This is a genomic window from Rhizobium sp. YTUHZ045, assembly GCF_051124255.1.
Classification (GTDB): Bacteria; Pseudomonadota; Alphaproteobacteria; order Rhizobiales; family Rhizobiaceae; genus Rhizobium.
This window is the reverse complement of sequence record NZ_CP101432.1, coordinates 3,618,976-3,645,423: the sequence shown is the minus strand read 5'-3', so window position 1 is coordinate 3,645,423 and position 26,448 is coordinate 3,618,976. Positions and strand designations below refer to the sequence as shown.

24 protein-coding genes are annotated in these 26,448 nt (G+C 61.2%); 19 read left to right on the top strand and 5 right to left on the bottom strand.

Annotated elements, in window-relative coordinates:
• Positions 1 to 70: 70 nt before the first annotated feature.
• The 5 genes from NMA58_RS17995 to NMA58_RS17975 all read left to right on the top strand — a co-directional run bounded on the left by NMA58_RS17995 (position 71) and on the right by NMA58_RS17975 (position 7,761).
• Complete coding sequence (locus tag NMA58_RS17995; protein ID WP_085779561.1) at positions 71 to 502, top strand: OsmC family protein; 432 nt, start codon at positions 71 to 73, stop codon at positions 500 to 502.
• Between the two features lie 199 nt (positions 503 to 701).
• Positions 702 to 1,310, top strand: a complete 609-nt coding sequence (locus NMA58_RS17990) for a TetR family transcriptional regulator (RefSeq protein ID WP_085779560.1) — start codon at positions 702 to 704, stop codon at positions 1,308 to 1,310.
• Positions 1,311 to 1,359: 49 nt separating this feature from the next.
• Complete coding sequence (locus NMA58_RS17985) at positions 1,360 to 2,499, top strand: efflux RND transporter periplasmic adaptor subunit (RefSeq protein ID WP_097597162.1); 1,140 nt, start codon at positions 1,360 to 1,362, stop codon at positions 2,497 to 2,499.
• Between the two features lie 26 nt (positions 2,500 to 2,525).
• Positions 2,526 to 5,669 carry an efflux RND transporter permease subunit gene (locus NMA58_RS17980; RefSeq protein WP_434711499.1) on the top strand — a complete coding sequence of 1,048 codons (3,144 nt, stop codon included), beginning with the start codon at positions 2,526 to 2,528 and terminating at the stop codon, positions 5,667 to 5,669.
• Positions 5,670 to 5,850: 181 nt separating this feature from the next.
• Positions 5,851 to 7,761: a beta-N-acetylhexosaminidase gene (locus tag NMA58_RS17975; RefSeq protein ID WP_434711498.1), complete on the top strand. Its 1,911-nt coding sequence runs from the start codon at positions 5,851 to 5,853 to the stop codon at positions 7,759 to 7,761.
• On the opposite strand, the gene NMA58_RS17970 is transcribed toward NMA58_RS17975, so the two are convergent.
• Positions 7,758 to 8,675, bottom strand: coding sequence for an ROK family protein (locus NMA58_RS17970; protein WP_430958065.1), 918 nt, complete (start codon positions 8,673 to 8,675; stop codon positions 7,758 to 7,760). The two genes, NMA58_RS17975 and NMA58_RS17970, sit on opposite strands and share 4 nt — an antisense overlap.
• A 306-nt stretch (positions 8,676 to 8,981) precedes the next feature.
• Here NMA58_RS17970 and NMA58_RS17965 point away from each other — a divergent pair, with 306 nt between their 5' ends.
• The 9 genes from NMA58_RS17965 (at position 8,982) to NMA58_RS17925 (ending at position 18,875) form a co-directional block, all read left to right on the top strand.
• Positions 8,982 to 9,560 carry an exopolysaccharide biosynthesis protein gene (locus tag NMA58_RS17965; RefSeq protein ID WP_430958090.1) on the top strand — a complete coding sequence of 193 codons (579 nt, stop codon included), beginning with the start codon at positions 8,982 to 8,984 and terminating at the stop codon, positions 9,558 to 9,560.
• Positions 9,561 to 9,675: 115 nt separating this feature from the next.
• Entirely contained in the window at positions 9,676 to 10,629 is a 954-nt protein-coding gene (locus NMA58_RS17960; protein ID WP_085779554.1) for a sugar-binding transcriptional regulator, read from the top strand.
• A 145-nt stretch (positions 10,630 to 10,774) separates the two neighbouring features.
• Complete coding sequence (locus NMA58_RS17955; protein ID WP_085779553.1) at positions 10,775 to 12,085, top strand: ABC transporter substrate-binding protein; 1,311 nt, start codon at positions 10,775 to 10,777, stop codon at positions 12,083 to 12,085.
• 134 nt (positions 12,086 to 12,219) lie between these two features.
• The gene (locus tag NMA58_RS17950) at positions 12,220 to 13,092 is read left to right on the top strand and encodes a carbohydrate ABC transporter permease (protein WP_085780200.1); all 873 of its coding nucleotides are present in this window, start codon (positions 12,220 to 12,222) and stop codon (positions 13,090 to 13,092) included.
• A gap of 1 nt (position 13,093) precedes the next feature.
• Entirely contained in the window at positions 13,094 to 13,924 is an 831-nt protein-coding gene (locus NMA58_RS17945; protein WP_085779552.1) for a carbohydrate ABC transporter permease, read from the top strand.
• Positions 13,925 to 13,940: 16 nt separating this feature from the next.
• Positions 13,941 to 14,939 (top strand): ABC transporter ATP-binding protein, encoded by a 999-nt coding sequence (locus NMA58_RS17940; protein ID WP_434711497.1) that lies wholly within the window; start codon positions 13,941 to 13,943, stop codon positions 14,937 to 14,939.
• Positions 14,940 to 15,021: 82 nt separating this feature from the next.
• The gene (locus NMA58_RS17935; protein WP_434711496.1) at positions 15,022 to 16,503 is read left to right on the top strand and encodes a mannitol dehydrogenase family protein; all 1,482 of its coding nucleotides are present in this window, start codon (positions 15,022 to 15,024) and stop codon (positions 16,501 to 16,503) included.
• 99 nt (positions 16,504 to 16,602) lie between these two features.
• Positions 16,603 to 17,292: an HAD family hydrolase gene (locus tag NMA58_RS17930; RefSeq protein WP_097597432.1), complete on the top strand. Its 690-nt coding sequence runs from the start codon at positions 16,603 to 16,605 to the stop codon at positions 17,290 to 17,292.
• Entirely contained in the window at positions 17,292 to 18,875 is a 1,584-nt protein-coding gene (locus NMA58_RS17925; RefSeq protein ID WP_434711495.1) for an FGGY-family carbohydrate kinase, read from the top strand. The genes NMA58_RS17930 and NMA58_RS17925 overlap by 1 nt, the downstream gene beginning before the upstream one ends.
• Before the next feature lie 10 nt (positions 18,876 to 18,885).
• On the opposite strand, the gene NMA58_RS17920 is transcribed toward NMA58_RS17925, so the two are convergent.
• Entirely contained in the window at positions 18,886 to 19,740 is an 855-nt protein-coding gene (locus NMA58_RS17920) for a MurR/RpiR family transcriptional regulator (protein WP_085779547.1), read from the bottom strand.
• Positions 19,741 to 19,974: 234 nt separating this feature from the next.
• Between NMA58_RS17920 and NMA58_RS17915 the strand changes: the two genes are divergently transcribed.
• The gene (locus tag NMA58_RS17915) at positions 19,975 to 20,688 is read left to right on the top strand and encodes a sulfate transporter family protein (RefSeq protein WP_430958058.1); all 714 of its coding nucleotides are present in this window, start codon (positions 19,975 to 19,977) and stop codon (positions 20,686 to 20,688) included.
• 3 nt (positions 20,689 to 20,691) lie between these two features.
• Here NMA58_RS17915 and NMA58_RS17910 read toward each other — a convergent pair whose 3' ends face one another.
• Positions 20,692 to 21,117, bottom strand: a complete 426-nt coding sequence (locus tag NMA58_RS17910; RefSeq protein WP_430958057.1) for a VOC family protein — start codon at positions 21,115 to 21,117, stop codon at positions 20,692 to 20,694.
• Between the two features lie 77 nt (positions 21,118 to 21,194).
• Here NMA58_RS17910 and NMA58_RS17905 point away from each other — a divergent pair, with 77 nt between their 5' ends.
• Complete coding sequence (locus NMA58_RS17905; protein WP_184454904.1) at positions 21,195 to 21,773, top strand: TetR/AcrR family transcriptional regulator; 579 nt, start codon at positions 21,195 to 21,197, stop codon at positions 21,771 to 21,773.
• On the opposite strand, the gene nth is transcribed toward NMA58_RS17905, so the two are convergent.
• Positions 21,738 to 22,535 (bottom strand): endonuclease III, encoded by a 798-nt coding sequence (nth, locus tag NMA58_RS17900; protein WP_434711494.1) that lies wholly within the window; start codon positions 22,533 to 22,535, stop codon positions 21,738 to 21,740. The two genes, NMA58_RS17905 and nth, sit on opposite strands and share 36 nt — an antisense overlap.
• Here nth and NMA58_RS17895 point away from each other — a divergent pair.
• On the top strand, positions 22,534 to 23,031 hold the full coding sequence (locus NMA58_RS17895) for a DUF2244 domain-containing protein (protein WP_430958054.1): 498 nt from the start codon (positions 22,534 to 22,536) through the stop codon (positions 23,029 to 23,031). The two genes, nth and NMA58_RS17895, sit on opposite strands and share 2 nt — an antisense overlap.
• A gap of 79 nt (positions 23,032 to 23,110) precedes the next feature.
• Positions 23,111 to 23,983: a methylated-DNA--[protein]-cysteine S-methyltransferase gene (locus NMA58_RS17890; RefSeq protein WP_183698604.1), complete on the top strand. Its 873-nt coding sequence runs from the start codon at positions 23,111 to 23,113 to the stop codon at positions 23,981 to 23,983.
• A gap of 52 nt (positions 23,984 to 24,035) precedes the next feature.
• On the opposite strand, the gene NMA58_RS17885 is transcribed toward NMA58_RS17890, so the two are convergent.
• Complete coding sequence (locus tag NMA58_RS17885; RefSeq protein ID WP_221112669.1) at positions 24,036 to 25,019, bottom strand: sugar-binding transcriptional regulator; 984 nt, start codon at positions 25,017 to 25,019, stop codon at positions 24,036 to 24,038.
• Positions 25,020 to 25,445: 426 nt separating this feature from the next.
• On the opposite strand from NMA58_RS17885, the gene tal reads away from it, so the two are divergent.
• Positions 25,446 to 26,411 carry a transaldolase gene (gene tal / locus NMA58_RS17880; RefSeq protein WP_085779539.1) on the top strand — a complete coding sequence of 322 codons (966 nt, stop codon included), beginning with the start codon at positions 25,446 to 25,448 and terminating at the stop codon, positions 26,409 to 26,411.
• Positions 26,412 to 26,448 lie beyond the last annotated feature (37 nt).

Genomic DNA, 26,448 nt, shown 5'->3' with positions numbered 1-26,448 from the left:
TATCCAATCTCCCTCAGGCATGGAGCGGCGCCCTGCCGCTTCCTCAAAACCATCGAAACAGGAGGACGGCATGCAGATCAATCGCACGGCTTCGGCTCATTGGAGCGGCGGCCTCAAGGACGGCAAGGGCTTGATCTCGACTCAGAGCGGCGCCCTGACAGACTATCCCTACGGCTTTGCCAGCCGCTTCGAAGGCATTCCCGGCACCAACCCGGAAGAGCTGATCGGCGCTGCCCATGCCGGCTGCTTCACCATGGCGCTGTCGCTCATCCTCGGCGAAGCCGGCTTCACCGCCGAGCATATGGAAACCTCGGCCAAGGTGACGCTCGAAAGCGTCGAGGGTGGCTTCGCCGTCACTGCCATCCATCTCTCACTTTCCGGCCGCGTCCCCGGTGCAGATGAGGCGACCTTCACCGAACTGGCCAACAAGGCGAAAGCCGGCTGCCCGATTTCCAAGGCGCTCGCCGCCGTTCCGATCACGCTCGACGTCAAGCTCGCCTGATTTTTTTCTGCTATTGCCGCGAAGTGCCGCGCGTCTGATGTCGCGGCACTTTTCAATCGTGGCTCGCGCTCATCATCACCTCGTTTCCAAATTTATCGCACCGCTCGCGTTACGCAGGCGGCATTGACAAGTGACGTTTGATGTTTTACGACTGACGAAATTCGAAAATCGTCAGTCGTTACTCGAGGTCTCGAAGTCCATGAACGACATTGCGGAAAATACGCTCGACGTCACGCGACAGGAGAATATCACGCGGATACTCGACGCGGCCGAGCGGCTGTTCCGTCACTACGGCTACAGCAAAACGACGGTGGCAGACATCGCCCGCGATCTCGGCATGTCGCCGGCCAATATTTATCGATTCTTCGCTTCGAAGGTGGAGATCCATCAGGCGCTCTGCGGACGCATGCTCGCCACTTGCTATCAGCTCGCTTACGACATCCGCCACCAGCCGCTCAGCGCCAGCGAACGGCTGCGCCTTTATGTCGAGACCCAGTATCAATGGACGATGGATACGATGCTCGACGAGATGAAGGTGCACGAGATGATCGTGGTCGCGATCGAGCGCGACTGGCATGTCATCGAGAAACATATCGATCGCGTCCATGATCTGATTGCTGAAATCATCGCCGAAGGCATCGCCTCCGGCGAGTTCGCCGAGCACGATCCGGTGGTCGCCTCGCGCTGCTTCGGCGCGGCGACGGTCAATCTCTGTCATCCCCAGATGGTGGCGCAATGTCTCGCGAAGACCAACCGCGCTGCCGTCGACGAACTGATCGATTACGCCATCAGGGCGCTCAAGAAATAATCGACGGCAGCCGTCGTCGGTCCCCCGAAACATTCCAGGAGTGCGGAAGATGTTTTCGCTCAACACCCTCAGCAACCGCATGCCGTCCGTCGCGAACCTCGCGCTCATCGGCGTCATCGGGATCGGCCTGTCCGCCTGCTCGGAAGAAAAAGCTGAGGTCAAGGAAGTTATTCGGCCGGTGAAGGTCGTGGAGATCGCCAAAGCCGACGATACCCGCAAGCTCGATTATTCGGGGTCGGTCAAGGCGCGCACGGAGATGAACCTCGGGTTTCGGGTGGCCGGCAAGATCACCGAGCGTCTCGTCGATATCGGCGACCGGGTGACGCCGGGCGACGTTCTCGCCCGCATCGATGCCACGGACTATCAGCTCGCAGTCAAGACGGCGGAGGCCAATCTCGCCGCGGCCGAAAGGGGCGTCGAAACCGCCGATCTCGCCAACAAGCGCGCCGAGCAGTTGTTCGACAAGAGCGTCGCCCCGAAGTCGCAGCTCGAACAGGCAGCACTCAGCCATGACCAGGCGATCTCGCAGCGCGACGCAGCGCTCTCGGCGCTGGATCAGGCGAAGAACCAGGTGAGCTATACCGAGCTCAAGGCCGGCCAGAATGGGATAGTGACATCGATCAATGCCGATATCGGCCAGGTCGTTGGCTCCGGCAGCCCCGTTTTGACCGTTGCCGTCGATGGTGAAAAGGAAGTGCAGATCGCGGTTCCGGAAAACGACATTGCCGAATTCAAGCCCGGCAAAACGGTCAAGGCCAGTTTCTGGGCTGATGCCAGGCTGGTGCTCGACGGCAAGGTGCGCGAGGTTTCCGGCAGCGCCGACCAGCAGTCGCGCACCTTTGCGGTTCGCGTGAGCCTGCCGAACGATCCGCGGGTGTTGCTAGGCATGACCGCGACCATCGAAGCCGATGTCAACAACGGCAACAGCTATGTCTCGATCCCGCTCACTGCGCTGGCCGAAAAGGACGGCCAGCAGATGGTCTGGACGGTCGACCGCGACACGGCGACGGTGCATGGCCGCATCATCGAGGTCGCCGATTTCACCGGCGACGGCGTGCATGTGACCCAAGGCCTCGATAGCGGCGATCTCGTCGTTGCCGCCGGCACCCAATTCATGAGCGAGAACCTGAAGGTGAAGGTGCCGAACCAGCAGTCGGCCCAGGCCGATACCGACCAGGCCGTTCGCTAATCGCGCTTCAAGAGGGAACCAGGACCATGGACGCCACCGCGGAAAAACGGCCCTTCAATCTGTCGCGCTGGGCGATCGGACATCCGAGCATCGCCCGCTTCCTCTTCGGCCTGATCATCATCACCGGCATTCTCGGCCTGATGCGCATGGGCCAGCGCGAGGATCCCGAATTTACTTTCCGCGTCATGGTCGTCCAGGCGATCTGGCCAGGCGCTTCCATTCAGGAAATGGAAGATCAGGTCGTCAACAAGATCGAGCGCAAGCTGCAGGAAACCCCGCATCTTGACTGGGTCAAGTCCTATACGCGGGCGGGCAGCTCCATCATCACGCTTCAGGTCAAGGGTGATACGAATTCGAAGGACGTGGCCGATGCCTTCTACCAGGTGCGCAAGAAGGTCGGTGATATCTCCAGCGAGCTGCCGCAAGGTCTGCTCGGCCCCTATTTCAACGATGAGTTCGGCGATACCTTCATCACCCTGCATTCGATCAGCGGCGAGGGTTATACCTATCCGGAACTGAAGAAGTTCGCGATCCAGGCGCGCGACATGCTGCTGACGACACCGGGCGTCGAGAAGGCGGTCATCATCGGCGACCAGCCTGAGAAGATCTATATCGACGTCTCGTCCAAGGCACTCGCCGAGCGCGGCCTGACGATCCTCGACCTGCAGAACGCTATCAAGGGTCAGAACAATGTCGATCCGGCGGGCTCCGTTGATACCGGCCTGCGTTCGGTACGCATCTCTGTCGAAGGCGACGTGAAGAAGGCGGCCGATATCCGTGAGCTCAGCCTTCGCGCAGGCGCCCAGGTGACGCGCCTCGGCGATATCGCCACCGTCAGTTCCGGGCTCGAAGATCCCTACCAGCGCAAGTACCGTTTCAACGGCCATGACAGCGTCCAGGTCGGCGTCGTCATGGCCAAGGGCTTCAACGTCACCGATGTCGGCAAGGATGTGGAGGCGACCTATCAGCGCTTCGAGGAATCGCTGCCTTACGGAGTCGCAGTCGATCAGATCGCCAACCAGCCCGACGTGGTAACGGATGCGATCGGCGAATTCATGCATGCGCTCGGCGAAGCCCTCATCATCGTGCTCGTCGTCTCGTTCTTGTCGATTGGCTGGCGCTCGGGCCTCGTCATCGCCATCGCCATTCCGCTGGTGCTCGCCGCCACTTTCGCGCTGATGTACGAACTCGGCATCGACCTGCAGCGCATCTCGCTCGGCGCCCTGATCATCGCGCTCGGCCTGCTGGTCGACGATGCGATGATCGTCGTCGAGATGATGGAGCGGAAGCTGGAGGAGGGACTGGTCAAGATCGAGGCGGCAAGCTTTGCCTATTCCTCAACCGCCTTCCCGATGCTGACGGGGACGCTGATCACCACGGCCGGCTTCATTCCCGTTGGTTTCGCCGCATCGACGGCCGGCGAATATGTCCGCTCGCTGTTCTACGTCGTCGGCATCGCGCTTGTTACCTCGTGGTTCGTCGCGGTCTATTTTACGCCGTGGCTCGGTTACATGATCCTCAAGCAGCGCCATCACGCCGGCGAGCATCATGATGCCTTCGACACCCGCTTTTATCGCCGGCTGCGCGGCACCGTCGGCTGGGCGGTTCGCCATCGGGTGATCGTGCTGCTGTTGACGCTCGGAACCTTCGTCACCAGCCTCTGGGCCTTCCAGTTCATTCCGCAGAATTTCTTCCCGCAATCCTCGCGGCCGGAAATCCTGGTCGATCTCTGGCTGCCCGAAGGCACCAGCATTCGGGAAGTCGAAGTGCAGGCGAAGGCGCTCGAAGCGAAGATGATGGATGATCCCGACAAGCGGTTCATCGCCACCTATATCGGCGAAGGCGCACCGCGTTTCTTCCTGCCGCTCGACCAGCAGCTGCGCAACCCGAACTTCGCCCAGCTGCTGGTTATGGCGAAGGACGAACCGGCGCGCGAACGGCTGATCGTCAAGCTGCGCACCATTCTTGCCGAAGACTTCCCATCGATCCGCGGCAAGGTCGACCGCCTCTTCCTCGGCCCGCCCACAGGCTGGCCGGTGCAGATGCGCATCATGGGGCCTGACCGCCAGGAGGTGCGAGCGATCGCCGATCAGGTGAAGGCGCGCTTTACGGCCAACCCGATGCTCGGCGCCATCCATGACGACTGGCTGGAGCCGGTGCCGGCGATGAAGCTAGTGATCGACCAGGACCGCGCCCGGGCGCTTGGCGTGACCTCGCAGCGCGTGCGCCAGATGCTGCAGACCGCCATGTCCGGGGCTCCGCTCGACGATTTCCGCGACGGCGAGGAGACGGTCTCGATCGTCGCCCGCGAGCCGGATGCCAGCCGCTCGCTGCTGTCGGCGGTCAATTCCGTCTACGTGCCGACGGATTTCGGCGGCTTCGTTCCGGTCTCGCAGGTCGCCAAGGTCGTGCCCGTCATGGAGCAGGGCATCGAATGGCGGCGCGACCGGCTGCCGACGATCACGGTGCGCGCGACGCTGCCGGACGGCGTGCAGCCGAATGACGTGGTCATGAAGATGTATGCCGACATGAAGGACCTGCGCGACAGCCTGCCGGCCGGCTACAACGTCGAGATCCAGGGCGGTGCCGAGGATGCGGCGGAAAGCCAGATGTCGATTGCCGCCAAGGCGCCGATCATGCTCGCCGTCATCATCGTGCTGCTGATGGTGCAGCTGCAGCATTTCGGCAAGGCGATGCTGGTGCTTGCCACCGGCCCGCTCGGCATCATCGGGGCGGCCGCCGCCTTGCTGATCAGCGGCGCGCCCTTCGGCTTTGTGGCGATCCTCGGTGTCATCGCGCTGCTCGGCATTATCATGCGCAATTCGATCATTCTGGTCGATCAGATCGATCAGGACATCAAGGCTGGTATGCACCGGCAGGAGGCGATCGTCGGTGCGGCCGTGCGGCGTTTCCGGCCGATCATGCTGACGGCGCTGACCGCCGTGCTGGCGTTGATCCCGATCTCGCGCGGCGTCTTCTGGGGTCCGCTCGCCTTCGCCATGATGGGCGGCATCTTGGTTGCGACAGTGCTCACCATTCTGGTTCTGCCCGCCGGTTACGCCCTTTTCTTCGGCCGGGAGCCGAAGGCAAAGGACGAGCCAGGCCGGGATGCCGACGCCATCCAGGAAGAGGCGGATGACAGACATCCGCCGGCGTTGGCAGCCGAGTGAGGACGGCGCGGCGAAAGCCGCGCCGTTTTCCTTGCAGGCCGCAATCTCACGGTTCTCATCACTGCCGGGTTCGCCTCGACTCGCGTCGATTCCCTTGCCGCCTCGAAAAAGCTAAGCTTTTGAAAGCATGCCGGGGCACAAGCCGTCATCCCGGCCGCTCATTGACGGGGAGGGTGAGACCATGGCCGATTATCGTCTGGAAACAAGCTGGCATCCGGTCGAAGGCAGTTTCGGGCGCTTGATCTTCACGCTCTTCAATCTTTCAGCCGAGCCGCTTTCCAGTTTCTCGCTCGCCTATACGTCGGAGACACGGGTTGCCGAAAAACACGTCTGCGATGGCGGCAGCCTGAAGCGACAAGTCGCGCATCTCCATGAATTCCGGCCGCCCGACGGGCTGAGTGTGCCGCCGGGCGGCCACTGGCGGTTCACCGTCGAGGGACTGACCCGAGAGCCGAAACATGTGACATCGGGGGTCAAATCGGCCTATCTGGCACTTGGCGACGGGCGCCATATTGCTGTCGCCTTCGGCGATCTGATTCTCGAAGACCGCGATGGCGGAATTGCGCCGCCGCTTCTGCCGCCGGGCCGGGTAGAGGAGCCTTATTCGCTGCTGCCCTGGCCGCTGGCGCTCGCGTTGAAGGCGGGAGAACTGCCGCTCGTCCTTTATCCGGCCGAGAGGACACGGCCCGAGGCGGTCAAGGCGTTGTCTCTGGTTCTTTCGCTTTACCAGCGGCTTTATCCGGCCGAAAATGTGCCGTTCTCGCTCTGCGCCGTAAAGGGCGGGCGGGCTATTCGTTTCGTTACTGAATCATCGATCGCTGCGTTCGCCTATGAAATACGATTTACCGCGCATGAGGTCGTGCTCTCCAGCGCGGATGCGGCGGGTCGGCACTATGGCCTGATCAGTCTGGCGCAAATCATGCACGGCGCGCGTGCCAATCGGGAGAGCTTCAGATTTCCGAATTTCGGCACGATCGCCGACCAGCCTCGTTATGACTGGCGCGGCTGCCATCTCGATGTGGCCAGACAGTTCTATCCGGTGGCTGACGTCATGCGGCTGATCGATATCCTCGCCTGGAACAAGCTCAACATCTTCCATTGGCACCTGACAGACGACGAAACCTGGCGGCTGGAGATCAAGGCCTATCCCCAGCTTACGGAGATCGGCGCGCTGCGCGGGCCGGACGAGGTGCTTGTGCCGCAGCTTGGTGACGGGGCGGAACCGCGCTCTGGCCATTACACGCAGGAGGATGTCAGGCGGATCGTCGCGCATGCTGCGTCGCTTCAAATAGAAGTAGTGCCGGAAATCGATGTTCCCGGCCATAGCACCGCGACGCTGTTGTCACTGCCCGAACTCGTCGACGGGCAGGAGGCGCCGGACAGCTATCGCGCCGTGCAGGGTTATCCCAATAATGCCCTCAACCCGGCGGTCGAATTCACCTATGAGTTCCTCGGGAAGGTGTTCGACGAGATGGTCACGCTGTTCCCCGGTGAATATATCCATATCGGCGGCGACGAGGTCGCAAGCGGCGCCTGGCTTTCCTCGCCGCTTTGCAAGGCGCTAATGGAACGGGAGAAAATTGCCGGCACAGCGGAGCTGCAATCCTATTTGCTGAAACGGATCAAGGCCATGTTGTCGGAGCGCGGCAGGAAGCTCGCCGGCTGGAACGAAGTCTCGCATGGCGGCGGAGTTGATCGCGACGGCACTTTGCTGATGGCCTGGGAAAAGCCCGCTGTCGGAATCGAGCTGGCGCAGCAAGGTTACGATGTGGTGATGACGCCGGGCCAAGCCTATTATCTCGACATGGCGCAAGCGGAAGCCTGGTCTGAGCCCGGCGCGAGCTGGGCTGGCCATGCGCCGCCGGAACACACCTATGCTTACGAGGCCGAGGGCGAGTTGCCGGATGCGCTGCGGGAGAAGCTGCGCGGCGTCCAGGCTTGCATCTGGACTGAAAACTTCCTCTCTCGCGCCTATTTCAACCGGCTGGTCTTCCCGCGCCTTCCGGCCGTCGCCGAAGCCGGGTGGACGCCATTGGAACGCAAAGACTGGGACCGGTTCGCAGCGATCGTGCGGATGTGGCCGGTGCTTTAAGACGTGATTGCTTCCGCCTTGAGCCCCAACAGCGCTGCGCCGATCAGGCCGGGTTCGATGCGGCATTCACTCGGCACCACCAGTGGACGGTCGAATTTGCGCAGGATGCGGGTACGCACGGCCTTGTCTAGCTCGGCGAGCAAGGGCTCGACATTGGAAAGTCCGCCGCCGACCGGAACGATGGTGGCGCCGGTGATGTTGATCGTCAGGGCGAGCGGTGATGCAACCAGATCGACATAGACGTCGATGGTGCGTGTCGCCTTCTCCTCCCCTTGTCGCCACTGACCGATGATCTCTTCGCTTGAGAGCTTGAGATCATGCAGCGTCTTATGCAGGCGCTCCAGCCCGCGGGCGCCGCCGACAGTGTCGACACAGCCCTTCTGGCCGCAGCCGCAGGCGTAAGCAGGAATGGCGACGGGAGGATTACCGGCCGCCGAGGCGATGATCGGCCCATGACCCCATTCGCCGGCAAAGCCTCCGGCCTCATTGACGAGCCGCCCGTCGGCGACCAGACCGCCGCCGACGCCGGTGCCGAGGATGGCACCGAAGACGATGCGATGGCCGCGGCCAGCGCCGAGACCGGCTTCAGCCATGGCGAAACAGTCGGCGTCATTGGCGATCAGCACCGGCAAGCCGAGTTCGGCTTCGAGATCGGCCGCGAGCGTGCGGCCGTGTATGCAGGGAATGTTGGCGCAGGTCAGCCGCTGGGTATCGGGATCGACGACCCCAGCGATCGAGAGGGCAATACGGCTCGGGCGTTCGCCGGTTTCCGCGATGATATCGCACAGGGTCTCGACGAAAGCGCCAAAATCATCCTTCGGCGTCGGACGGCGGCCAAGCGGAACGATGTCTGACTCGGAGCGGGCGATGCCGCCCTTGATGGCGGAACCGCCGATGTCGAATGAAATGACCATTGCCTGCCTGCCGTTTCTCTAGCCTTCAGCGTCTGCTCGCACTGTTGGCAGGGAATTTCAAGCCTTGATGCATCTGCCTGCCACGCGCTTGCGGCGCAAAAAAGCGGCGGTCGAATGTAAATGGCCGCCGACAGGTCTTCTCATTGATTTCCTGTCCCTTAAGTCATTCAATTGGCATATTGCGCGGCCAAGATCGGGCTTGGCATTCCATCATCTAACGGTATCATGACCTTCGAAAACGCCGATCCCCACAGACGCCGAAGACCACGTCCGCCCCGTCCAAAAGGCCGCCGCCTCTCAGCTGTCCTGCGGCAGTTGGCAGGCGATCAAAGCCGGGAGTGGATTTCGATCGGCGATCTGTTCGAGACGATGGGTGACAGGGCGATCAGTGCTCTGATGTTGATCTTCGCGCTGCCGAACGCTTTTCCCACCCCGCCCGGCACATCGGCCGTGCTTGGCGCGCCGCTGATTTTTCTGGCGGCCCAATTGACCTTCGGGCTAAAACCCTGGCTGCCGAAGGCAATCGCAAACCGCTCGATGCGGCGGGAGGATTTTGAGACTATCGTCGGCCGCATCCATCGCTGGCTCGCCTGGGCGGAGCGCATGCTGAAGCCGCGACTTGCCATCTTCGCCGAACCGCCGGCGGAATATTTCGCCGGCCTCGCCTGTCTGCTGCTTTCGATCGTGCTGGTTCTGCCGGTACCGCTCGGCAATATCCTGCCGGCAATCACCATTTCGGTGTTCGCGTTCGGCATTATGGGCCGTGACGGGCTTTTCGCGCTCATTGGCTTTATCATGACGACCGTGTCGCTCGTCATTGCCGGCAGCGTGATTTACGGTCTCGCGAAGGCGTCGATTTATTTCGTCATGCAATGGTTCGCCTGAGCGGTTGCGTCAACAGGCTCGACATTTTCGGGAATTTTGTTTTGAACTGGCGTGGATAGAGACTCACATCATGCCGGCGGCGGCAAGCCGGCTCATTTTGCGCGGTAGGCAGTAGATGGCAAAAAGATCCGAGACCCCTGCACGGCTCGACGATGCAGCCCGTGCCGGCTGGCTTTATTATGTCGCCGGACGCACGCAGGATGAAATCGCCGCCACGATGGGCATTTCACGGCAATCGGCGCAGCGGCTGGTGTCGCTTGCCGTCGCCGAGCGTCTGATCAAAGTGCGGCTCGACCATCCGATCGCCGCCTGTCTCGAGCTTGCCAACCAGCTGCGGCGAAAATTCGGGCTGAAACATGTGGAAGTGGTGCCGAGCGATGCGGGTTCCTCGTCGACCACCATCGGCATCGCCGAGGCGGGTGCGGCCGAGATCGAGCGCTGGCTGAAGCGGCCGGAACCGATCGTGCTGGCGGTTGGCACCGGCCGCACGCTGAAGGCGGCGGTCGACCAGCTTCCGGCGATCGAATGTCCCAATCACCGGATCGTCTCTCTGACCGGCAATATCGCGCCGGACGGTTCGGCCGCCTATTACAACGTCATCTTCAGCATGGCGGATGCAGTCAAGGCGCGGCACTATCCGATGCCGCTGCCGGTGCTCGTCACCTCGGCCGAAGAACGGGAGCTGCTGCATGGGCAGCAACTGGTGCGCTCGACGCTCGACATGAGCGCGCAGGCAGACGTCACCTTCGTCGGCATCGGCGAGCTCGGCATCGACGGGCCGCTCTGCGTCGATGGCTTTCTTGAAAAGGACGAGATGATGGAACTGATGCGTGGAGGCGCCGTCGGTGAAATCTGCGGCTGGATCTTCGATGTCGACGGCAAATTGCTCGACAACCCGATCAACGAGCGTGTCGCCTCGGCGCCGATCCCGTCCCGCGAGGCTTCGATGGTCATCGGGCTCGCCAAAGGCAAGCGAAAATACAAGGCTATCAGAGCCGCCGTAGTCGGCCATCAAATCAATGCTCTGATCACTGACGAAGAGACCGCTGAGTTTTTGCTCAAAAGCTGAGCAAAAAATATAGCAATTAAATCAAGGACAAGACCACTGCCTTCGGCATCGCAGCAACGATTGTCGATTGACTTTTTTCATGCAGTGATGAGTAATTGCTCATGAGCAAAGCGAATGCTCACATCTCGTCTTCTGGGAGGAAGATATGACATTGAGAACTTTCCTGCTGGGCGCCTGCTCAGCATTGGCGTTTGCCGGCATGGCTTCGGCCGAGACGCTGACAATTGCGACCGTCAACAACGGCGACATGATCCGGATGCAGAAGCTGACGGACGACTTCAAGGCAAAGAATCCCGGCATAGACCTTGAATGGGTCACCCTCGAAGAAAACGTGCTGCGCCAGAAGGTCACGACCGACATCGCGACCAAGGGCGGCCAGTACGACGTTCTGACGATCGGCACCTATGAAGTTCCGATCTGGGCGAAGCAGGGCTGGCTGCTGCCGCTCGACAATCTCGGCGACGCCTATGACGTCAACGACCTGCTGCCGGCCATCCGCAGCGGCATCAGCATGGACGGCAAACTCTATGCCGCGCCGTTCTATGGCGAAAGCTCCATGGTCATGTACCGCAAAGACCTTTTCGACGCCGCTGGCCTGAAGATGCCCGACGCGCCGACCTGGGACTTCATCGCGGACGCTGCGAAGAAGGTCACCAACAAGGACAAGGAAATCTACGGCATCTGCCTGCGCGGCAAAGCTGGCTGGGGCGAAAACATGGCCTTCCTGACGGCTATGTCGAACTCCTTCGGTGCGCGCTGGTTCGATGAGAAGTGGAAGCCGCAGTTCGATCAGCCCGAGTGGAAGGACACGCTGACCTTCTACGTCAACCTGATGAAGGAAGCTGGCCCTCCGGGCGCCTCCTCCAACGGCTTCAATGAAAACCTGGCGCTCTTCCAGACCGGCAAGTGCGGCATGTGGATCGACGCGACGGTTGCCGCTTCCTTCGTCTCCGATCCGAAGCAGTCGCAGGTCGCCGACAAGGTCGGCTTCGCGCTCGCTCCGGACAAGGGCCTCGGCAAGCGCGGCAACTGGCTCTGGGCCTGGAACCTCGCCATTCCGGCAGGCTCGCAGAAGGTCGAGGCCGCCGAGAAGTTTGTCGCCTGGGCAACGAGCAAGGAGTACACCAACCTGGTTGCCGAGAAGGAAGGCTGGCTGAACGCACCTCCGGGCACCCGCACCTCGCTTTATGCGAATGCGGAGTATCAGAAGGCTGCTCCCTTCGCCAAGATGACCCTCGATTCGATCAACTCGGCCGACCCGACCAAGCCGACCGTCAAGCCGGTCCCTTATGTCGGCGTCCAGTTCGTGGCGATCCCGGAATTCCAGGGCATCGGCACGGCGGTGGGCCAGCAGTTCTCGGCAGCCCTTGCCGGCCAGATTTCGGTCGATCAGGCTTTGAAGAGCGCACAGCAGCTGGCGACCCGCGAAATGACCAAAGCCGGCTACATCAAATAACCTCCTGAGAAGAGGCGGATCCTTGACAATCCGCCCCTCTGGGCCGCCGATTGCCCAAACCGCATCGGCGGCCTCTTTTCCAGATCAAGCTGCATTGCGGCCGCTCCCCGCTTCACTTCAGATCGGTGATTGCCATGGCAACAACACATACTCGCTCCGCGGCGCGCCTGATGATTGCGCCCTCCGTGCTGTTCCTCTTTGCGTGGATGATCGTCCCGCTTGCGATGACGATCTATTTCTCTCTGCTGAACTATAATCTGCTCAGCCCTGGCATGGAGAGCTTCGTCGGCCTGCTGAACTACGAATATTTCCTGTCAGATCCGGCCTTCATCGCCGCTCTGATCAATACGCTGCTGCTTGTCGCCGGCGTTCTCGTCGTCACCGTCGTCGGCGGCATCGCCTTCGCGCTGCTGCTCGACCAGCCGATGTACGGCCAGGGCATCGTGCGCATCCTTGTCATCGCGCCGTTCTTCGTCATGCCGACAGTGGCAGCACTCGTTTGGAAGAACATGTTCATGAACCCGGTCAACGGCCTGTTTGCGCATCTTGCGAAGGCGCTCGGCCTGCAGCCGATCGACTGGCTGGCGAATGCGCCGCTGCTCTCCGTCATTCTCATCGTCGCCTGGCAGTGGCTGCCCTTTGCCACGCTCATCCTGTTGACGGCGCTGCAGTCGCTCGACGAGGAGCAGAAGGAGGCGGCCGAAATGGACGGCGCCGGGGCGATCTCGAAATTCATTTACATCATCCTGCCGCACATGGCGCGTGCCATCACCGTGGTGATCCTGATCCAGACGATCTTCCTGCTCTCGGTCTTCGCCGAAATCCTCGTCACCACCAATGGCGGGCCGGGCACCGACAGCACCAACCTCACCTATCTCGTCTATGCGCAGGCTCTGCTGCAGTTCGATATCGGCGGCGCTTCTGCAGGCGGCATCGTCGCGGTCGTGCTTGCCAATATTGTCGCGATCTTCCTCGTGCGCCTCGTCGGCAAGAATCTGGAGGCTTGAGATGGCCAGAAAAGTCACAACTCAGCGCAAGCTCATCGTGACGGCGGTCGCCTGGACGCTCGGCATCCTGATCTTCTTCCCGATCCTCTGGACGTTCCTGACCAGCTTCAAGTCGGAAGCCGACGCCATCGCCTCGCCGCCGCAGTTCCTGTTCTTCCACTGGACCGCGGAGAACTATGCGGAAGTGCAGAGCCGCTCGAACTATCTCAGCCACTTCATGAACTCGGTGGTCATTTCCTTCGGCTCGACGCTGATCGGCCTGATCATCGCTATTCCGGCCGCCTGGGCGATGGCGTTCGCGCCGACCAAGCGGACGAAGGACGTGCTGATGTGGATGCTCTCGACCAAGATGATGCCGCCTGTGGGCGCGCTGATCCCCATCTATCTGATGTTCCGCAATTCCGGTCTGCTCGACACGCGCATCGGGCTGGTGATCGTGCTGACGCTGATCAATCTGCCGATCATCGTCTGGATGCTCTACACCTACTTCAAGGAAATTCCCGGTGAGATCCTCGAAGCGGCCCGCATGGACGGCGCCTCGCTGATGAAGGAGATCGTCTACGTGCTGACGCCGATGGCGGTGCCGGGCATTGCCTCGACGCTGCTTCTGAACATCATCCTTGCCTGGAACGAGGCCTTCTGGACGCTCAACCTCACCGCCTCGAAGGCGGCACCGCTGACGGCCTTCATCGCCTCCTATTCCAGCCCCGAAGGCTTGTTCTATGCCAAGCTCTCGGCGGCCTCGACCATGGCGATCGCGCCGATCCTGATCCTCGGCTGGTTCAGCCAGAAGCAACTCGTCCGCGGCCTGACCTTCGGCGCAGTGAAATAAGAAAAGGGAGACAAACATGGGCAGCATTACCCTTCAGAAGGTTTCCAAGGTCTTCGGCGAAGCCAAGGTCATCCCTTCGATCGATCTCGATATCAACGACGGCGAGTTCGTCGTCTTCGTCGGTCCATCCGGCTGCGGCAAGTCCACGCTGCTTAGGCTGATCGCCGGTCTTGAGGATGTCTCCGGCGGCAAGATCGTCATCGACGGCAAGGACGCCACCGAGAAGGCGCCGTCGGAGCGCGGCCTTGCCATGGTGTTCCAGTCCTACGCGCTCTATCCGCATATGAGCGTGCGCAACAACATCGCCTTCCCGCTGAAGATGGCGGGCGTCGACAAGGCGGAAATCGACCGTAAGGTGACGGATGCGGCACGAGTGCTGAACCTCACCGACTATCTCGAGCGCAAGCCGCGCCAGCTTTCCGGCGGTCAGCGCCAGCGCGTCGCGATCGGTCGCGCCATCGTGCGCCAGCCTTCAGCCTTCCTCTTCGATGAACCACTGTCGAATCTCGACGCGGCTCTGCGCGTCAATATGCGCCTCGAAATCAGCGAGTTGCATCAGCAGCTGAAGACGACGATGATCTATGTCACCCATGACCAGGTCGAGGCCATGACCATGGCCGACAAGATCGTCGTGCTGAACCGCGGCAATATCGAGCAGGTCGGCTCGCCGCTCGAACTCTACAGCCGCCCGCGCAATCTTTTCGTCGCCGGCTTCATCGGCTCGCCGAAGATGAATTTCATCAAGGGCCAGAACGCCGCCGAGCTCGGCGCGCACACGCTCGGCATCCGTCCCGAACACATGCTGCTGTCGATGGAGAGCGGCGATTGGAAGGGCAGGGTCGTCGTTGCCGAGCATCTCGGTTCCGACACCTTCCTGCACATAGATGTCGAGGGGATCGGGATGGTGACGGCGCGCGGCAGTGGCGATTTTGCCGCGCAAGCGGGCGACACGGTCTATCTGACGCCGGACCGGTCACGCATTCATAAATTCAACGAGGGCGGCCTTGCCATCTGAGCAGGCGGCCGGCTGGGGGCAGGCATGCGAGCCGGGCGATGGCGCTCGGCCGTCTCGGCAAGACCTTCAAGAGGACTGAAACATGACGTGCAAATTATCGCTGGCAACGCTTTCGGACGCGGCGCGCACTGCCGCCATCCCTTCCTACGACAGGGCGTCGCTGAAAGCCGGCATCGTGCACTTCGGCGTCGGCAATTTCCACCGCGCGCATCAGGCGATCTATCTCGACGATCTCTTCAACCAGGGCGCCGATCACGACTGGGCAATTATCGGTGCCGGCGTTCTGCCATCGGATGCCGCCATGCGCGAGAAGCTTGCGGCGCAGGATTTCTTGACGACGGTGGTGGAGCAGGACAACAACAAGACGGCGGCGCGTGTCACCGCCCCGATGATCGACATTCTGCCGGTCGGCGATCCTGCCGCCATCATCGCCAGGCTTGCCGATCCCGAGATACGCATCGTCTCGCTGACGATCACCGAGGGCGGTTATTTCATCGATGCTTCAGGCACGTTCAATCCGGCCCATCCTGCTATCGCCGCCGATGGACAAAATCCCGGTGCGCCGAAGACGGTCTTCGGTCTGATCGTCGCTGGCCTCAAGGCGCGCAAGGACAAGGGCATCGGACCTTTCACCGTGATGTCCTGCGACAACATTCCCCATAATGGCGTCGTCACCGCCAATGCCGTGATCGGCACTGCAGCACTTTCGGATGCCGCCCTTGCCGACTGGATCAGGGCTAATGTTGCCTTTCCAAACGCGATGGTCGACCGGATTACGCCGGCGACCGGCCAGCGGGAGATCGATTTCCTCAGGGACAATTTCGGCATTGAGGATAATTGGCCGGTTTATTGCGAAGAATTCAAGCAGTGGGTGCTCGAAGACAAGTTCACGGCCGGCCGCCCGGCCTTGGAAAAGGTCGGCGTCACCTTCGTTCCTGATGTTACGCCTTACGAGCATATGAAGATCCGTATCCTTAACGGCGGGCATGCCGCGATCGCCTATCCGTCGGCGCTGATGGACATTCATTTCGTGCATGATGCCATGGAAGATCCGCTGATCCGGGCGTTCCTGGCCAAGCTGGAGAGAGACGAAATCATTCCGATCGTGCCGCCGGTGCCAAACACCTCGCTGACGGATTATTTTGCCCTCATCGAACATCGGCTTCTCAATCCGAAGATCGCCGATACCATCCCGCGTCTGGCGCAGGATGGCTCGAATCGCCAACCGAAATTCATCCTGCCGTCGACGCTCGACAATCTGCGCCAGGGCAGAGATGTCATCGGCCTGGCGCTGGTCTCGGCGCTTTGGTGCCGTTATTTCGCCGGCAAGACCGACAGCGGCAAGGATATCGTCTTCAACGACGCCAGCGCCGAGCGCCTGCACGCAGCGGCGCTGAAGGCAAAGGCCGATCCGTCCGCCTTCCTCGGCTTCGATGATATTTTCGGCGAGGTGGCGAAATCGGATCTTTTCCGCAAACGTTTTGCTCATGCTGTTAAAACCTTGTGGGAAAAGGGCACGCGGGAAACGCTGCAGCTCTATCTCGACGGCAAGCTCGCAGTGTAAGGGGAATGCGGATGGCGGCATCGGCTGGCGCCATCCATCCCGCCTTGCGGGCGGCGCGGGACGATCATGCGTCCGAATTGAAGTCAGGTTGGGTTTTTCATGGCTGATGCTGAACCACGGCTGGTCATTTTCGATTGCGACGGCGTGCTCGTCGACAGCGAACCGATCTCGATCAGCGTGCTCGTCAGGGCGATGAGTGATCTCGGCGTTTCGATTACCGAAGACCAGGCCTATGAGCGCTTCCTCGGACGCAGCCTGGCAACCCTCATCGATACGCTGGAAACCGAGTTCAATATTCACGCCGGCGAAGAATTCCTGGAGCGCATTCGCACTGATCTCTACGCGCGGTTTCGCACCGAGCTGAAGCCGATAGACGGCATCGCGGCGACGATCGACGGGCTCGGCATTCCCTGTTGTGTCGCTTCATCAAGCCAGATGGAGCGAATCCGGTTGTCGCTGTCCGTCACCGGACTTCTCGACAGGCTGCCCGACATCTTCAGCGCGACGATGGTCAAGCGCGGGAAACCGGCGCCCGATCTCTTCCTCCACGCGGCACGGCAAATGCATGTCGAGCCGGGATCCTGCCTCGTCATCGAGGACAGTCCGGCCGGCATTGCCGCCGCCAAGGCGGCGGGCATGACGGTCTTTGCCTTCACCGGCGGATCGCATGCGAATTTCGCCGGATACCGCGCCGAACTCGACCGGCTTTCGCCTGATGTCGTGTTTGACGCCATGCCGGAATTGATACACCTTGTCCGCAACCATAAGCTGGACGGGACTGCAATTTAATGCGTGATCATGTGGTTGCGGTGGATGTCGGCACCGGCAGCGCGCGCGCCGGCGTCTTCGATGCCGGGGGCCATCTGCTGGCCAAGGCTGAACATCCAATTGTCATGAACCGGCCGCGTGAAAACCACGCCGAGCACGATTCCGAAGACATCTGGTCGGCCGCCTGCACCGCGGTGCGCAGGGCGATGGAGCAATCCGGTATTGCCGCCGCCTCGGTCGGAGCAATCGGCTTCGACGCTACCTGTTCCCTCGTGGTCCGCGACGTCGAAGGTGGACCGATCAGCGTGTCCACAACCGGTGAGCGGCGTTTCGACACCATCGTGTGGCTCGATCATCGCGCGCTGAAGGAAGCCGACTTCTGCACGGCGACGGAGCACAGGGTGCTTGAACATTCCGGCCACGTCATGTCGCCGGAAATGGAAATGCCGAAGCTGATGTGGCTGAAGAAGAAGCTGCCGGCGACGTGGGAAAGGGCGGGCTATTTCTTCGACCTTGCTGATTTCATGACCTGGAAATCAACTGGGTCGACCGCCCGTTCTCGTTGCACGCTGACGGCAAAATGGAATTATCTCGCCCATCTCGAAAAGGGATGGCAGCAGGATTTCCTGCAGCGGATCGGGCTCGATGATCTTCAGACTCGCGGCCGGCTGCCGGATGAGACTGTGCCGGTCGGCGGCAGTATAGGCCGGCTGACGGCTGATGCGGCCGAGGCGCTCGGGCTGACTACGGAGTGCCATGTCTCCGCGGGAATGATCGACGCTTATGCCGGCGCGCTTGGGGCGCTCGGCGGTTATGCCGCCGATCCCGTAACACGTGAGCGCCAGCTGGCACTGATCGCCGGCACGTCGAGCTGCGTCGTCGCCTTCTCGCGGGAGTGCAATCCAAGCCACGGCATGTGGGGGCCTTATTATGAGGTTGTCTTCCCGCAGTCCTGGCTGGTGGAAGCGGGGCAATCGGCGACCGGTGCGCTGCTCGACCATATCGTGCGCATGCATGCGGCCGGCGGTGAGCCGACAGCGGCATTGCACCAGAAGATCGTCGCGCGCATCGCCGAATTGCGGGCAGAGGAGGGCGACGCTTTCGGCGAGCGTATTTTTGTGCTGCCGGACTTTCACGGCAATCGCTCGCCGCTTGCCGATCCGCATGCCGTCGGCGTGATCAGCGGGCTGACGCTCGACACTTCCTTCGACGGGCTTTGCGCGCTCTATTGGCGGTCTGCCGTCGCGATCGCTCTCGGCATCCGCCATATCCTGGAGACGATGAAGGACTACGGCTACGTGCCCGATACGCTGCATATCGCCGGCGGACACGTGAAGAACCCGGTGCTGATGGAACTCTATAGCGACGCCACCGGCTGCAAGGTCGTGGTGCCGAAGATGAACGAGGCGGTGCTGCTCGGTACGGCGATTGCGGCATCCGTCGCCTGCGGCCTGCACGAGGATTTGGCGGCAGCCGGCGAGGCGATGTATCGGGGCGGCGTCGAACGGCTTCCCGACAAAGCGAAACAGGCGCTTTACGACCGCGATTATCGCCGTCTTCTGGCCATGCATCGGCACCGTGCCGAACTGGAAGCGATGTTCTGAAAGCTCACATCTAGTGGTTCGCGGTTTCACCGAGGACGGTCGCAAATTCCAGCATGCGGCGGCGGCGCAGCGCTGCCTCCTCTCCGACTTCGAGAATGACGGATTCCGAAAGGCAATCGAGCAGTGCGATCAGCGGCGGAAGGTTGTCGAGATCGGGAGCGCGTGCCGGCGGCAAGGACAGCATGACGTTTGACTGATCTGCCATCCAGTCTGCTTGCTGAGGCGAAATCAGCACGACCTTGTAGCCGTAGCGGCGCGCGGTTCTGGCAAGCAGCCGTGCCTTGGCGAAACGGCGGCAGTCGATGATGACGAGCAAAGCGTCGTCGACGGCCTGCCGGGCGAAGAGTTCGGCAAAACGGTTGTCGGTGGCATCGAGCGTGCGGACGCCATCGCGGGCCTGCGTCAGCCGCTGGGAGAAATGATTGGCAAGGCTTGCGAGCCGCGCATGCGTGGCGATCGATACTTCGCGGGCCGTGCTGATCAGGCGGACGGCTTCGGCCCAAAGCGGCTGCGCCGTCAGATGATAGATGTGATGCAGGGCCTGGATCTGCTCGGCAACCAGCACGGCAAGCGGCTTGCCCTCCGCGGCGTCCGCATGCAGTTCGCTCATGGCGCTCTGCAACTGCGCCGGCGATGTCGTCACGGTCTCGCGAATTTCCACCTTGACGCTGTCCAAACCCTGATAGCCGAGCGCGCGCAGGAAGCGCCCGACGGTCATCGGCGAGAGGTCCAGCCTGTCGGCGACAGATGCTGCCGTCTCAAACGGCAGGTCGTTCAGGTGCTCGGAGAAATATTTCGCGATACGACGCTCGGCCGGTGTGCCGCTTTTTACGTATTGCCTGAGTTTGTGTACAAAGTCTTCCACATCAGCCTCCCCGTATTTCCTCAGAGGCGTTCCGTGGATGCGCTATCGCAATCCCTTGTCTTGGCAACTATTGTCGGAAGCTGCTTCTCAGGCCCATGCGTATTTCTGCGTCTCATAATATTATATTCGTTCTAATATTGCGACAAGTTTCTATTAAAGCCTGCAATTTTATTCTCTCTTGTCGGTAGCATTCGCCTTTCCTACATCTTTTGCGCAACCGGAGACGCTGAAGAAATGATTCTTGATGCCGCACGCCTTTCGCTCGCCAATCTGTTCGCGCCGGAGACACGCTTGGTCTTCTGGAAGGTGCTCGGCCTGACGCTTCTCGTGCTCGTCGGCCTCTGGTTCGCGCTACGCGGGGCCTTCATGGCCTTCCTCTTTCCCTGGCTCACCAGTTTCTTTCCCGATATGCCGGACTGGGCGGGATGGTTTGCTCTGGTCTTCGCAATCCTTGCCGGGGTCGGCCTTGCGCTCGTGCTGGCGTTGCTGCTTTCGCCCGTCACGGCGCTGATTGCGGGCCTTTTCCTCGACGATGTCGCCGACGTTATCGAAAAACGTGACTATCCCGGCGACGCGCCGGGCGCCGCCATGCCGCTCGGCCCGGCGATGGCGAGCTCGATCAAATTCCTGGGGGTGGTGATCCTCGGCAATATCGTGGCGTTGTTGTTGCTGTTCATTCCCGGCGTCAATCTGGTCGCCTTCTTTCTGGTGAACGGCTATTTGCTCGGACGGGAATTCTTTGAATTCGCCGCCATGCGCTTCCGTTCGCCGCATGAAGCGCGGCTCTTCCGTGCCAAACATGCGCCGACGGTCTTTCTCGGCGGGCTGGTCATCGCGCTCTTTCTGGCGATCCCCGTGGTCAACCTGCTGACGCCTCTCTTTGCGGCGGGCATGATGGTGCATCTGCACAAGCTGATTTCGGCAAAGGACGCCGGTTTTCGCGCCTGAGGATCAACCCGGTAAGGCTGATGTCTCGTACATTGGCGCAAATTCGGCGCTCGGCGGGATCGGCGTGATGATGTCGATCAGCACGCCGTTCGGATCGGCGGTGATGAAATGCCGCTGGCCGAAATCCTCGTCGCGGATCTCCTGCAGGATCGGGAGGTTTGCGCTGTTGCAGGCCGCGTAGACCGCATCGACATCGGCAACCTCGAAATTGAGGAGCAGTCCGGACACTTTGCCGCGAGCCGCAGCCGGGATGGTTTCGTGGCTGCCGTCGAGGATTGCGAGCGAGACATGCTCCGCCTCAGTCGATTGCAGATGAACGTACCACTCGCTCTCGAACAACGCCCCGAAGCCGAAATGCGTGCAATAGAAGCGGGCGGAACCGGCAACGTCGTCGGTCATGATGACAGGATAATAGCTCGTCGATTTCATCCTTTTCCTCCATAGATACAGACAGACTGTATGTTTTTATTCTTAACATACAGTCTGTTTGTATGTAAATGGGGGAAATGAGCCGCAGCAATCGCGAAAGAACGGAACAGACAAGAGGGGCGCTGATCGATGCCGGACGACGCCTCTTCGTCGATAAAGGCTATGCCGAAACGGCGACGCCGGAGATCGCGGCGGCGGCGGGTGTGACACGCGGAGCGCTCTATCATCATTTCGAAGACAAGAAGGCGCTCTTTCGCGCGGTTGTCGAAGTCGAGGCGCGCGCAGTCGCCGAAGCAATCGCGGCATCTTCGGCGTCCGATGATACGCCGCGCGACGCGCTGATTGCCGGCGTTTCGGCCTATTTCGACGCAATGATGGCGGAGGGCCGCACGCGGCTGCTATTGATCGACGCTCCTGCCGTTCTCGGTCTGCCGGCGAGCCAGGCGATCGATGCCGACAACGCGGAAAGGACATTGCGGACAGGACTTGCAGCCATGCTTCCGAGAGCTGGCGCTACGCTTGAGCCTCTGACATTGCTGCTATCGGCGGGCTTCGACCGCGCGGCAATTGCGATCGAGGCGGGCGCCGAACGGCGGAGCTACGAACAAGCGATCACTGTTCTACTCGACAGCCTCGCCGATCACCTGCGGCGGTAGTTCGACCAGCGGGGCCGGCACATCCGAACTCTTCTCCGGCGATTTGCAAATATCGGCGATGACGCAGCGCTCGCATTCGGGGCGGCGTGCCTTGCAGGTGTAGCGCCCGTGCAGGATCAGCCAGTGATGGGCGTGATAGAGATAGTGTTTCGGCACCACTTTCATCAATCGCGCTTCGACTTCATCAGGCGTCTTGCCGGGAGCAAGCCTGATGCGATTGGCGATCCGGAAGATGTGCGTATCGACGGCCATGGTGGCCTGGCCAAAGGCCATCGACAGCACGACATTGGCAGTCTTGCGGCCGACACCCGGCAGGCGCACCAGTTCCTCGCGCGTTTCCGGCACCTTGCCGGCGAAGTCGTCGACCAGCATTTGCGAGAGCGCGATGACGTTTTTCGCCTTGTTGCGGTAAAGGCCGATTGTCTTGATGTAATCGCGAAGCTTGTCCTCGCCGAGATCGAGCATTTTCTGCGGCGTATCGGCTACCTTGAAAAGCGCTCGCGTCGCCTTGTTGACGCCGGCATCCGTGGCCTGGGCGGAGAGAGCCGCCGCCACGACGAGGGTGAAAGGGTTGGTGTGTTCCAGCTCGCCCCGCGGCTCGGGTCGCTGCACGGAAAAGCGACGGAAGATTTCCTCGCGCTCGGCCTGCGAATAGGCGGTTTTCACCGCCGCCGCCGGTTTGCGGCGGGTGATCACATTCGTGCCTTGCGGCAGGGATTTGAGTTTCGGATTCGCCATAGGAACTCTATACTCAGCGGTCATGATGGAAAGCAACGCCAACAGCTCTAGCGAGCAGCCTGTTTTCGCCGCCGAGCTCTTCCCCCACCGGTCGCTCGGCCGCCGCGGCTTCAAGGTGCTGCTCATCCTGTCCGGCGCCGTCTGCTTCCTCTATGGGATGTTCTTCATCGCTACCGGCGCCTGGCCGATCGGCTTCTTCTTCGGATTGGATTTTGTGCTTCTCTACGGCGCCTTCTGGCTGAATTACCGGTCCGGGCGGGTGCGCGAACAGGTCACCGTGTCGCGCACCGACGTATCGGTGCGCAAGTTTGCCCCATCGGGGCGGATGGTAGAGCATCATTTCAACCCGTTCTGGGCGCGTTTCCTCGTTCGGAGGCATCAGGAGATCGGCATCCTCTCGATGCATATTTTCGGCGAGGGCCGGCGCACGGATATCGGCTCCTTCCTCAATCCGGATGATCGCGAGAGCTTCGCAAAGGCCTTCAAAGGCGCGCTTGCGACGGTCAAGCAGCGTATCTGAGCGTAGTGGACGAGCGCGCAAGAATCGGGTGGTTTGCCCCGGCCCTATTGATTATCTCCTTGTTACAAGGAGAAAGACCATGGATATGATCGCGAACCTGCAGACCGACATCACGCCTGACGGCCCCGATTACGATATCGTCCGTCGGGTCATCGAACTCATCACCGAGGATTATCGCGACCAGCCGTCGCTGGAGGCGATCGCCGCTAGGCTCAACCAGTCGCCGACGCAGCTGCAGAAGACCTTCACCCGCTGGGCCGGCCTCTCGCCGAAAGGTTTCCTGCAGGCGGTGACGCTCGACCACGCCAAGCGGCTGCTGCGCAAGGAAGACATGCCGTTGCTCGAGACGTCGATCGAAGTCGGCCTCTCCGGGCCGAGCCGCCTGCACGACCTTTTCGTGACCCATGAGGCGATGTCACCCGGCGAATGGAAGGCAAAAGGCGGCGGCCTCACCATCCGCTACGGTTTCCACATCTGCCCCTTCGGCGTGGCGCTGATCATGGTGACCGATCGCGGTCTTGCCGGCCTTGCCTTCAGCGATTCCGGCGGGGAACGGGCTTGCCTCGAGGACATGACCTGCCGCTGGCCGAATGCCGAATACATCGAAGACCTGCAGGCGACGGTGCCCTATGCCGCCCGCATCTTCCAACCCGGAAAATGGTCTTCCGAGCAGCCGCTTCGCGTCGTGCTGATCGGGACGGACTTCCAGGTGCGCGTCTGGCAGAGCCTCATGAAGATACCGTTCGGCAAGGCGGTCACCTATTCCGACATCGCCAACGATATTGGCCGGCCGACGGCGCAGCGCGCAGTGGGCGCGGCGGTCGGGGCAAATCCGATCTCCTTCGTGGTGCCTTGCCACCGGGCGCTCGGCAAGAACGGTGCGCTGACGGGCTACCACTGGGGCCTCACCCGCAAACGGGCGATGCTCGGTTGGGAATCGGCGCATGCGTAAAGCATGCCCAGCAAAAAGCACGGCATGCAAATCTCCGAGATCGCGGCGCCTTTTAGGCCTGTTCGGCAAGTTCCAGCAATGCTTGCGCCGCACCTTCATCGGTGATCAGCGTGTTGCAGCCGATGCGCTTGATCGTGGCGCGGATGGCGGTGGCCCGGTGGGCGCCGCCGGAGGAAAGCACGATGTGCTTGGCCTCTTTCAGCATGTCGAGGTCGACGGACATCACGCGCTGGTTGATCGAGTGATCGACCGAATTGCCGTCCTTGTCGAGGAAATTGAACATGGTGTCGCAGACGCAGCCGGCATTGATCAGTTCCTGCAACTCGGCCTTCGATATCCAGCCTTCCGATAGCGAGGTCGAGTGCGGCCCGATATCACCGCAGCTGACGATCGCGAGATCGAGGTTCTCGGCGAGGCGGTAGATCGTGTCCAACCCGCATTTGTCGATCAGATTGCGTTTGGTTTCGATGGAATCGACGAGAAGCGGCGCCAGGAACATGTAACATTCGGCGCCGAGCTGGTTGGCCAGCCGCCAAGTGTAATCGATCGGATTCGTCTGATGCACGGCAACGATGCCGCCGAGCAGCGAAACGACCTTACAATTGGCGCGGCGTGGCGGCCGGAAGCTCGCCAGCGAGGCGGTCATGGTGCGGCCCCAGCCGACACCGATCGTATAGTCGTCGGGAATGGCTTCGGAGAGGAACTGGCCAAGCGCCAAGCCGACGTTCTTTGCCAGTGAATCGACATCGCCATGAACCGGCGCAGGCACGACGATCGCTTCGTCGAGGCCATAGGCACGCTCCAGCTTGACCGAAAGCTCGACGCAATCGCCGATCGAATCGTTGATCCAGATCTGGACTTCGCTGCGTTTCATCGACTCGTCGAGCAGGCGGATCACCGTCGTCCGGCTGATGCCGAGCTGTTCGGCGACGTCTTTCTGGGTCAGGCCCTCATTGTAATAGAGCCATGCAGCCCTCAGCCGCAGCGAGGATGCCTCGGAATAGGCGGTATGGGTGCCGCGTTTGAGCTTGACCACGTCTCCTCCCGCAGGATTTTCGCCTAAATCCCTGATGGGACGAAAGGCTGCGCCTATGCGTTTGCTGCCGGGATAATGACGGGTGTGACACTTATGTCAATCAGAATGCACAAATGTCCTTGACTTTTCCTTGCGCGAACGGCGATAGTCCTCGCGACACAAAGTCGTCCCTGTCAGTCCGAGGAGGACATAGTGCGGGCATGCCGAAAGTCACGACCGGCCTTTGCGCCGCAGGCGGTATCGCCTGCGTTCGAGCAGCCGTTCGCATGCGGCCGGAACACGTCGACTGTCCCTCACGTTTATGAATCATCCGTGACGGAAGCGGGTATATTCGCCCGCAGCATGCAAAACATCTGTCCCTAGATCATCTCTTTGCCGGGCGGAAGTCGCGCCGGTCCGCTTTGAATTCAATAAGGATCACCAACCATGACATCCAAGCTTGACCAACTCCGCGAGATTACCACCGTCGTCGCCGATACAGGCGATATTCAGGCAGTCGCCCGCCTGAAGCCGGTCGACTGCACGACCAATCCATCCATCGTCCTAAAGGCGCTCGGTACCGAAATGTTCGCAGACGACATGAAGGAAGCGATCGCCTGGGGCAAGAAGCTCGGCGGCGATGCAAATGTTGCCGCTGCAGCCGTTGCCGACCGCCTTGCCATCTCGGTCGGCGCCGCCCTGGTGAAGCTCGTTCCCGGCCGCGTTTCGACGGAAGTCGATGCCGATCTGTCCTTCGATACCGAAGCATCGCTGAACAAGGCACGCAGCATCATTGCCGCCTACAAGGAACGCGGCATCGAGAAAGACCGTATCCTGATCAAGCTCGCGTCTACCTGGGAAGGCATTCGCGCAGCGGAAATCCTGCAGAAGGAAGGCATCGACTGCAATCTGACGTTGCTCTTCTCCAAGGCGCAGGCGATCGCCTGCGCCGATGCCAAGGTTTTCCTGATTTCGCCCTTCGTCGGCCGTATCCTCGACTGGTACAAGAAGTCGACGGGCAAGGATTTCACTGCTGAGGAGGATCCGGGCGTCATCTCCGTCCGTGACATCTACAACTACTACAAGGCCAACGACATCAAGACGGTCGTCATGGGCGCGTCCTTCCGCAATACCGGCGAGATCGAAGCGCTGGCCGGTTGCGATCGCCTGACCATCGCTCCGAACCTGCTCGACGAGCTTTCAAACGACCAAGGCAAGCTCGAGCGCAAGCTGTCGCCTGAAACGGTCAGGCCGGCTGCCAAAATCGCCGTCGACGAAAAGACCTTCCGCTGGATGATGAACGAAGACGCGATGGCGACGGAAAAGCTCGCGGAAGGCATCCGCGCCTTCGCCAAGGACCTGTCGACGCTGCGCACCATGGTGCAGAAGGAACTGCAGCTCGCTGCCGCCTGATAGAGCACGCCAACGATCGAAGGCGCGGATGCCGGCT

Coding starts and splice junctions, on each gene's coding strand:
- NMA58_RS17975 (WP_434711498.1), top strand. CDS start 5,851: ATGGCCGATTATCGTCTGGAAACAAGCTGGCATCCGGTCGAAGGCAGT.
- NMA58_RS17915 (WP_430958058.1), top strand. CDS start 19,975: ATGATTCTTGATGCCGCACGCCTTTCGCTCGCCAATCTGTTCGCGCCG.
- tal (WP_085779539.1), top strand. CDS start 25,446: ATGACATCCAAGCTTGACCAACTCCGCGAGATTACCACCGTCGTCGCC.
- NMA58_RS17935 (WP_434711496.1), top strand. CDS start 15,022: ATGACGTGCAAATTATCGCTGGCAACGCTTTCGGACGCGGCGCGCACT.
- NMA58_RS17995 (WP_085779561.1), top strand. CDS start 71: ATGCAGATCAATCGCACGGCTTCGGCTCATTGGAGCGGCGGCCTCAAG.
- nth (WP_434711494.1), bottom strand. CDS start 22,535: ATGACCGCTGAGTATAGAGTTCCTATGGCGAATCCGAAACTCAAATCC.
- NMA58_RS17910 (WP_430958057.1), bottom strand. CDS start 21,117: ATGAAATCGACGAGCTATTATCCTGTCATCATGACCGACGACGTTGCC.
- NMA58_RS17945 (WP_085779552.1), top strand. CDS start 13,094: ATGGCCAGAAAAGTCACAACTCAGCGCAAGCTCATCGTGACGGCGGTC.
- NMA58_RS17980 (WP_434711499.1), top strand. CDS start 2,526: ATGGACGCCACCGCGGAAAAACGGCCCTTCAATCTGTCGCGCTGGGCG.
- NMA58_RS17990 (WP_085779560.1), top strand. CDS start 702: ATGAACGACATTGCGGAAAATACGCTCGACGTCACGCGACAGGAGAAT.
- NMA58_RS17960 (WP_085779554.1), top strand. CDS start 9,676: ATGGCAAAAAGATCCGAGACCCCTGCACGGCTCGACGATGCAGCCCGT.
- NMA58_RS17940 (WP_434711497.1), top strand. CDS start 13,941: ATGGGCAGCATTACCCTTCAGAAGGTTTCCAAGGTCTTCGGCGAAGCC.
- NMA58_RS17955 (WP_085779553.1), top strand. CDS start 10,775: ATGACATTGAGAACTTTCCTGCTGGGCGCCTGCTCAGCATTGGCGTTT.
- NMA58_RS17950 (WP_085780200.1), top strand. CDS start 12,220: ATGGCAACAACACATACTCGCTCCGCGGCGCGCCTGATGATTGCGCCC.
- NMA58_RS17925 (WP_434711495.1), top strand. CDS start 17,292: ATGCGTGATCATGTGGTTGCGGTGGATGTCGGCACCGGCAGCGCGCGC.
- NMA58_RS17985 (WP_097597162.1), top strand. CDS start 1,360: ATGTTTTCGCTCAACACCCTCAGCAACCGCATGCCGTCCGTCGCGAAC.
- NMA58_RS17895 (WP_430958054.1), top strand. CDS start 22,534: ATGATGGAAAGCAACGCCAACAGCTCTAGCGAGCAGCCTGTTTTCGCC.
- NMA58_RS17890 (WP_183698604.1), top strand. CDS start 23,111: ATGGATATGATCGCGAACCTGCAGACCGACATCACGCCTGACGGCCCC.
- NMA58_RS17930 (WP_097597432.1), top strand. CDS start 16,603: ATGGCTGATGCTGAACCACGGCTGGTCATTTTCGATTGCGACGGCGTG.
- NMA58_RS17970 (WP_430958065.1), bottom strand. CDS start 8,675: ATGGTCATTTCATTCGACATCGGCGGTTCCGCCATCAAGGGCGGCATC.
- NMA58_RS17905 (WP_184454904.1), top strand. CDS start 21,195: ATGAGCCGCAGCAATCGCGAAAGAACGGAACAGACAAGAGGGGCGCTG.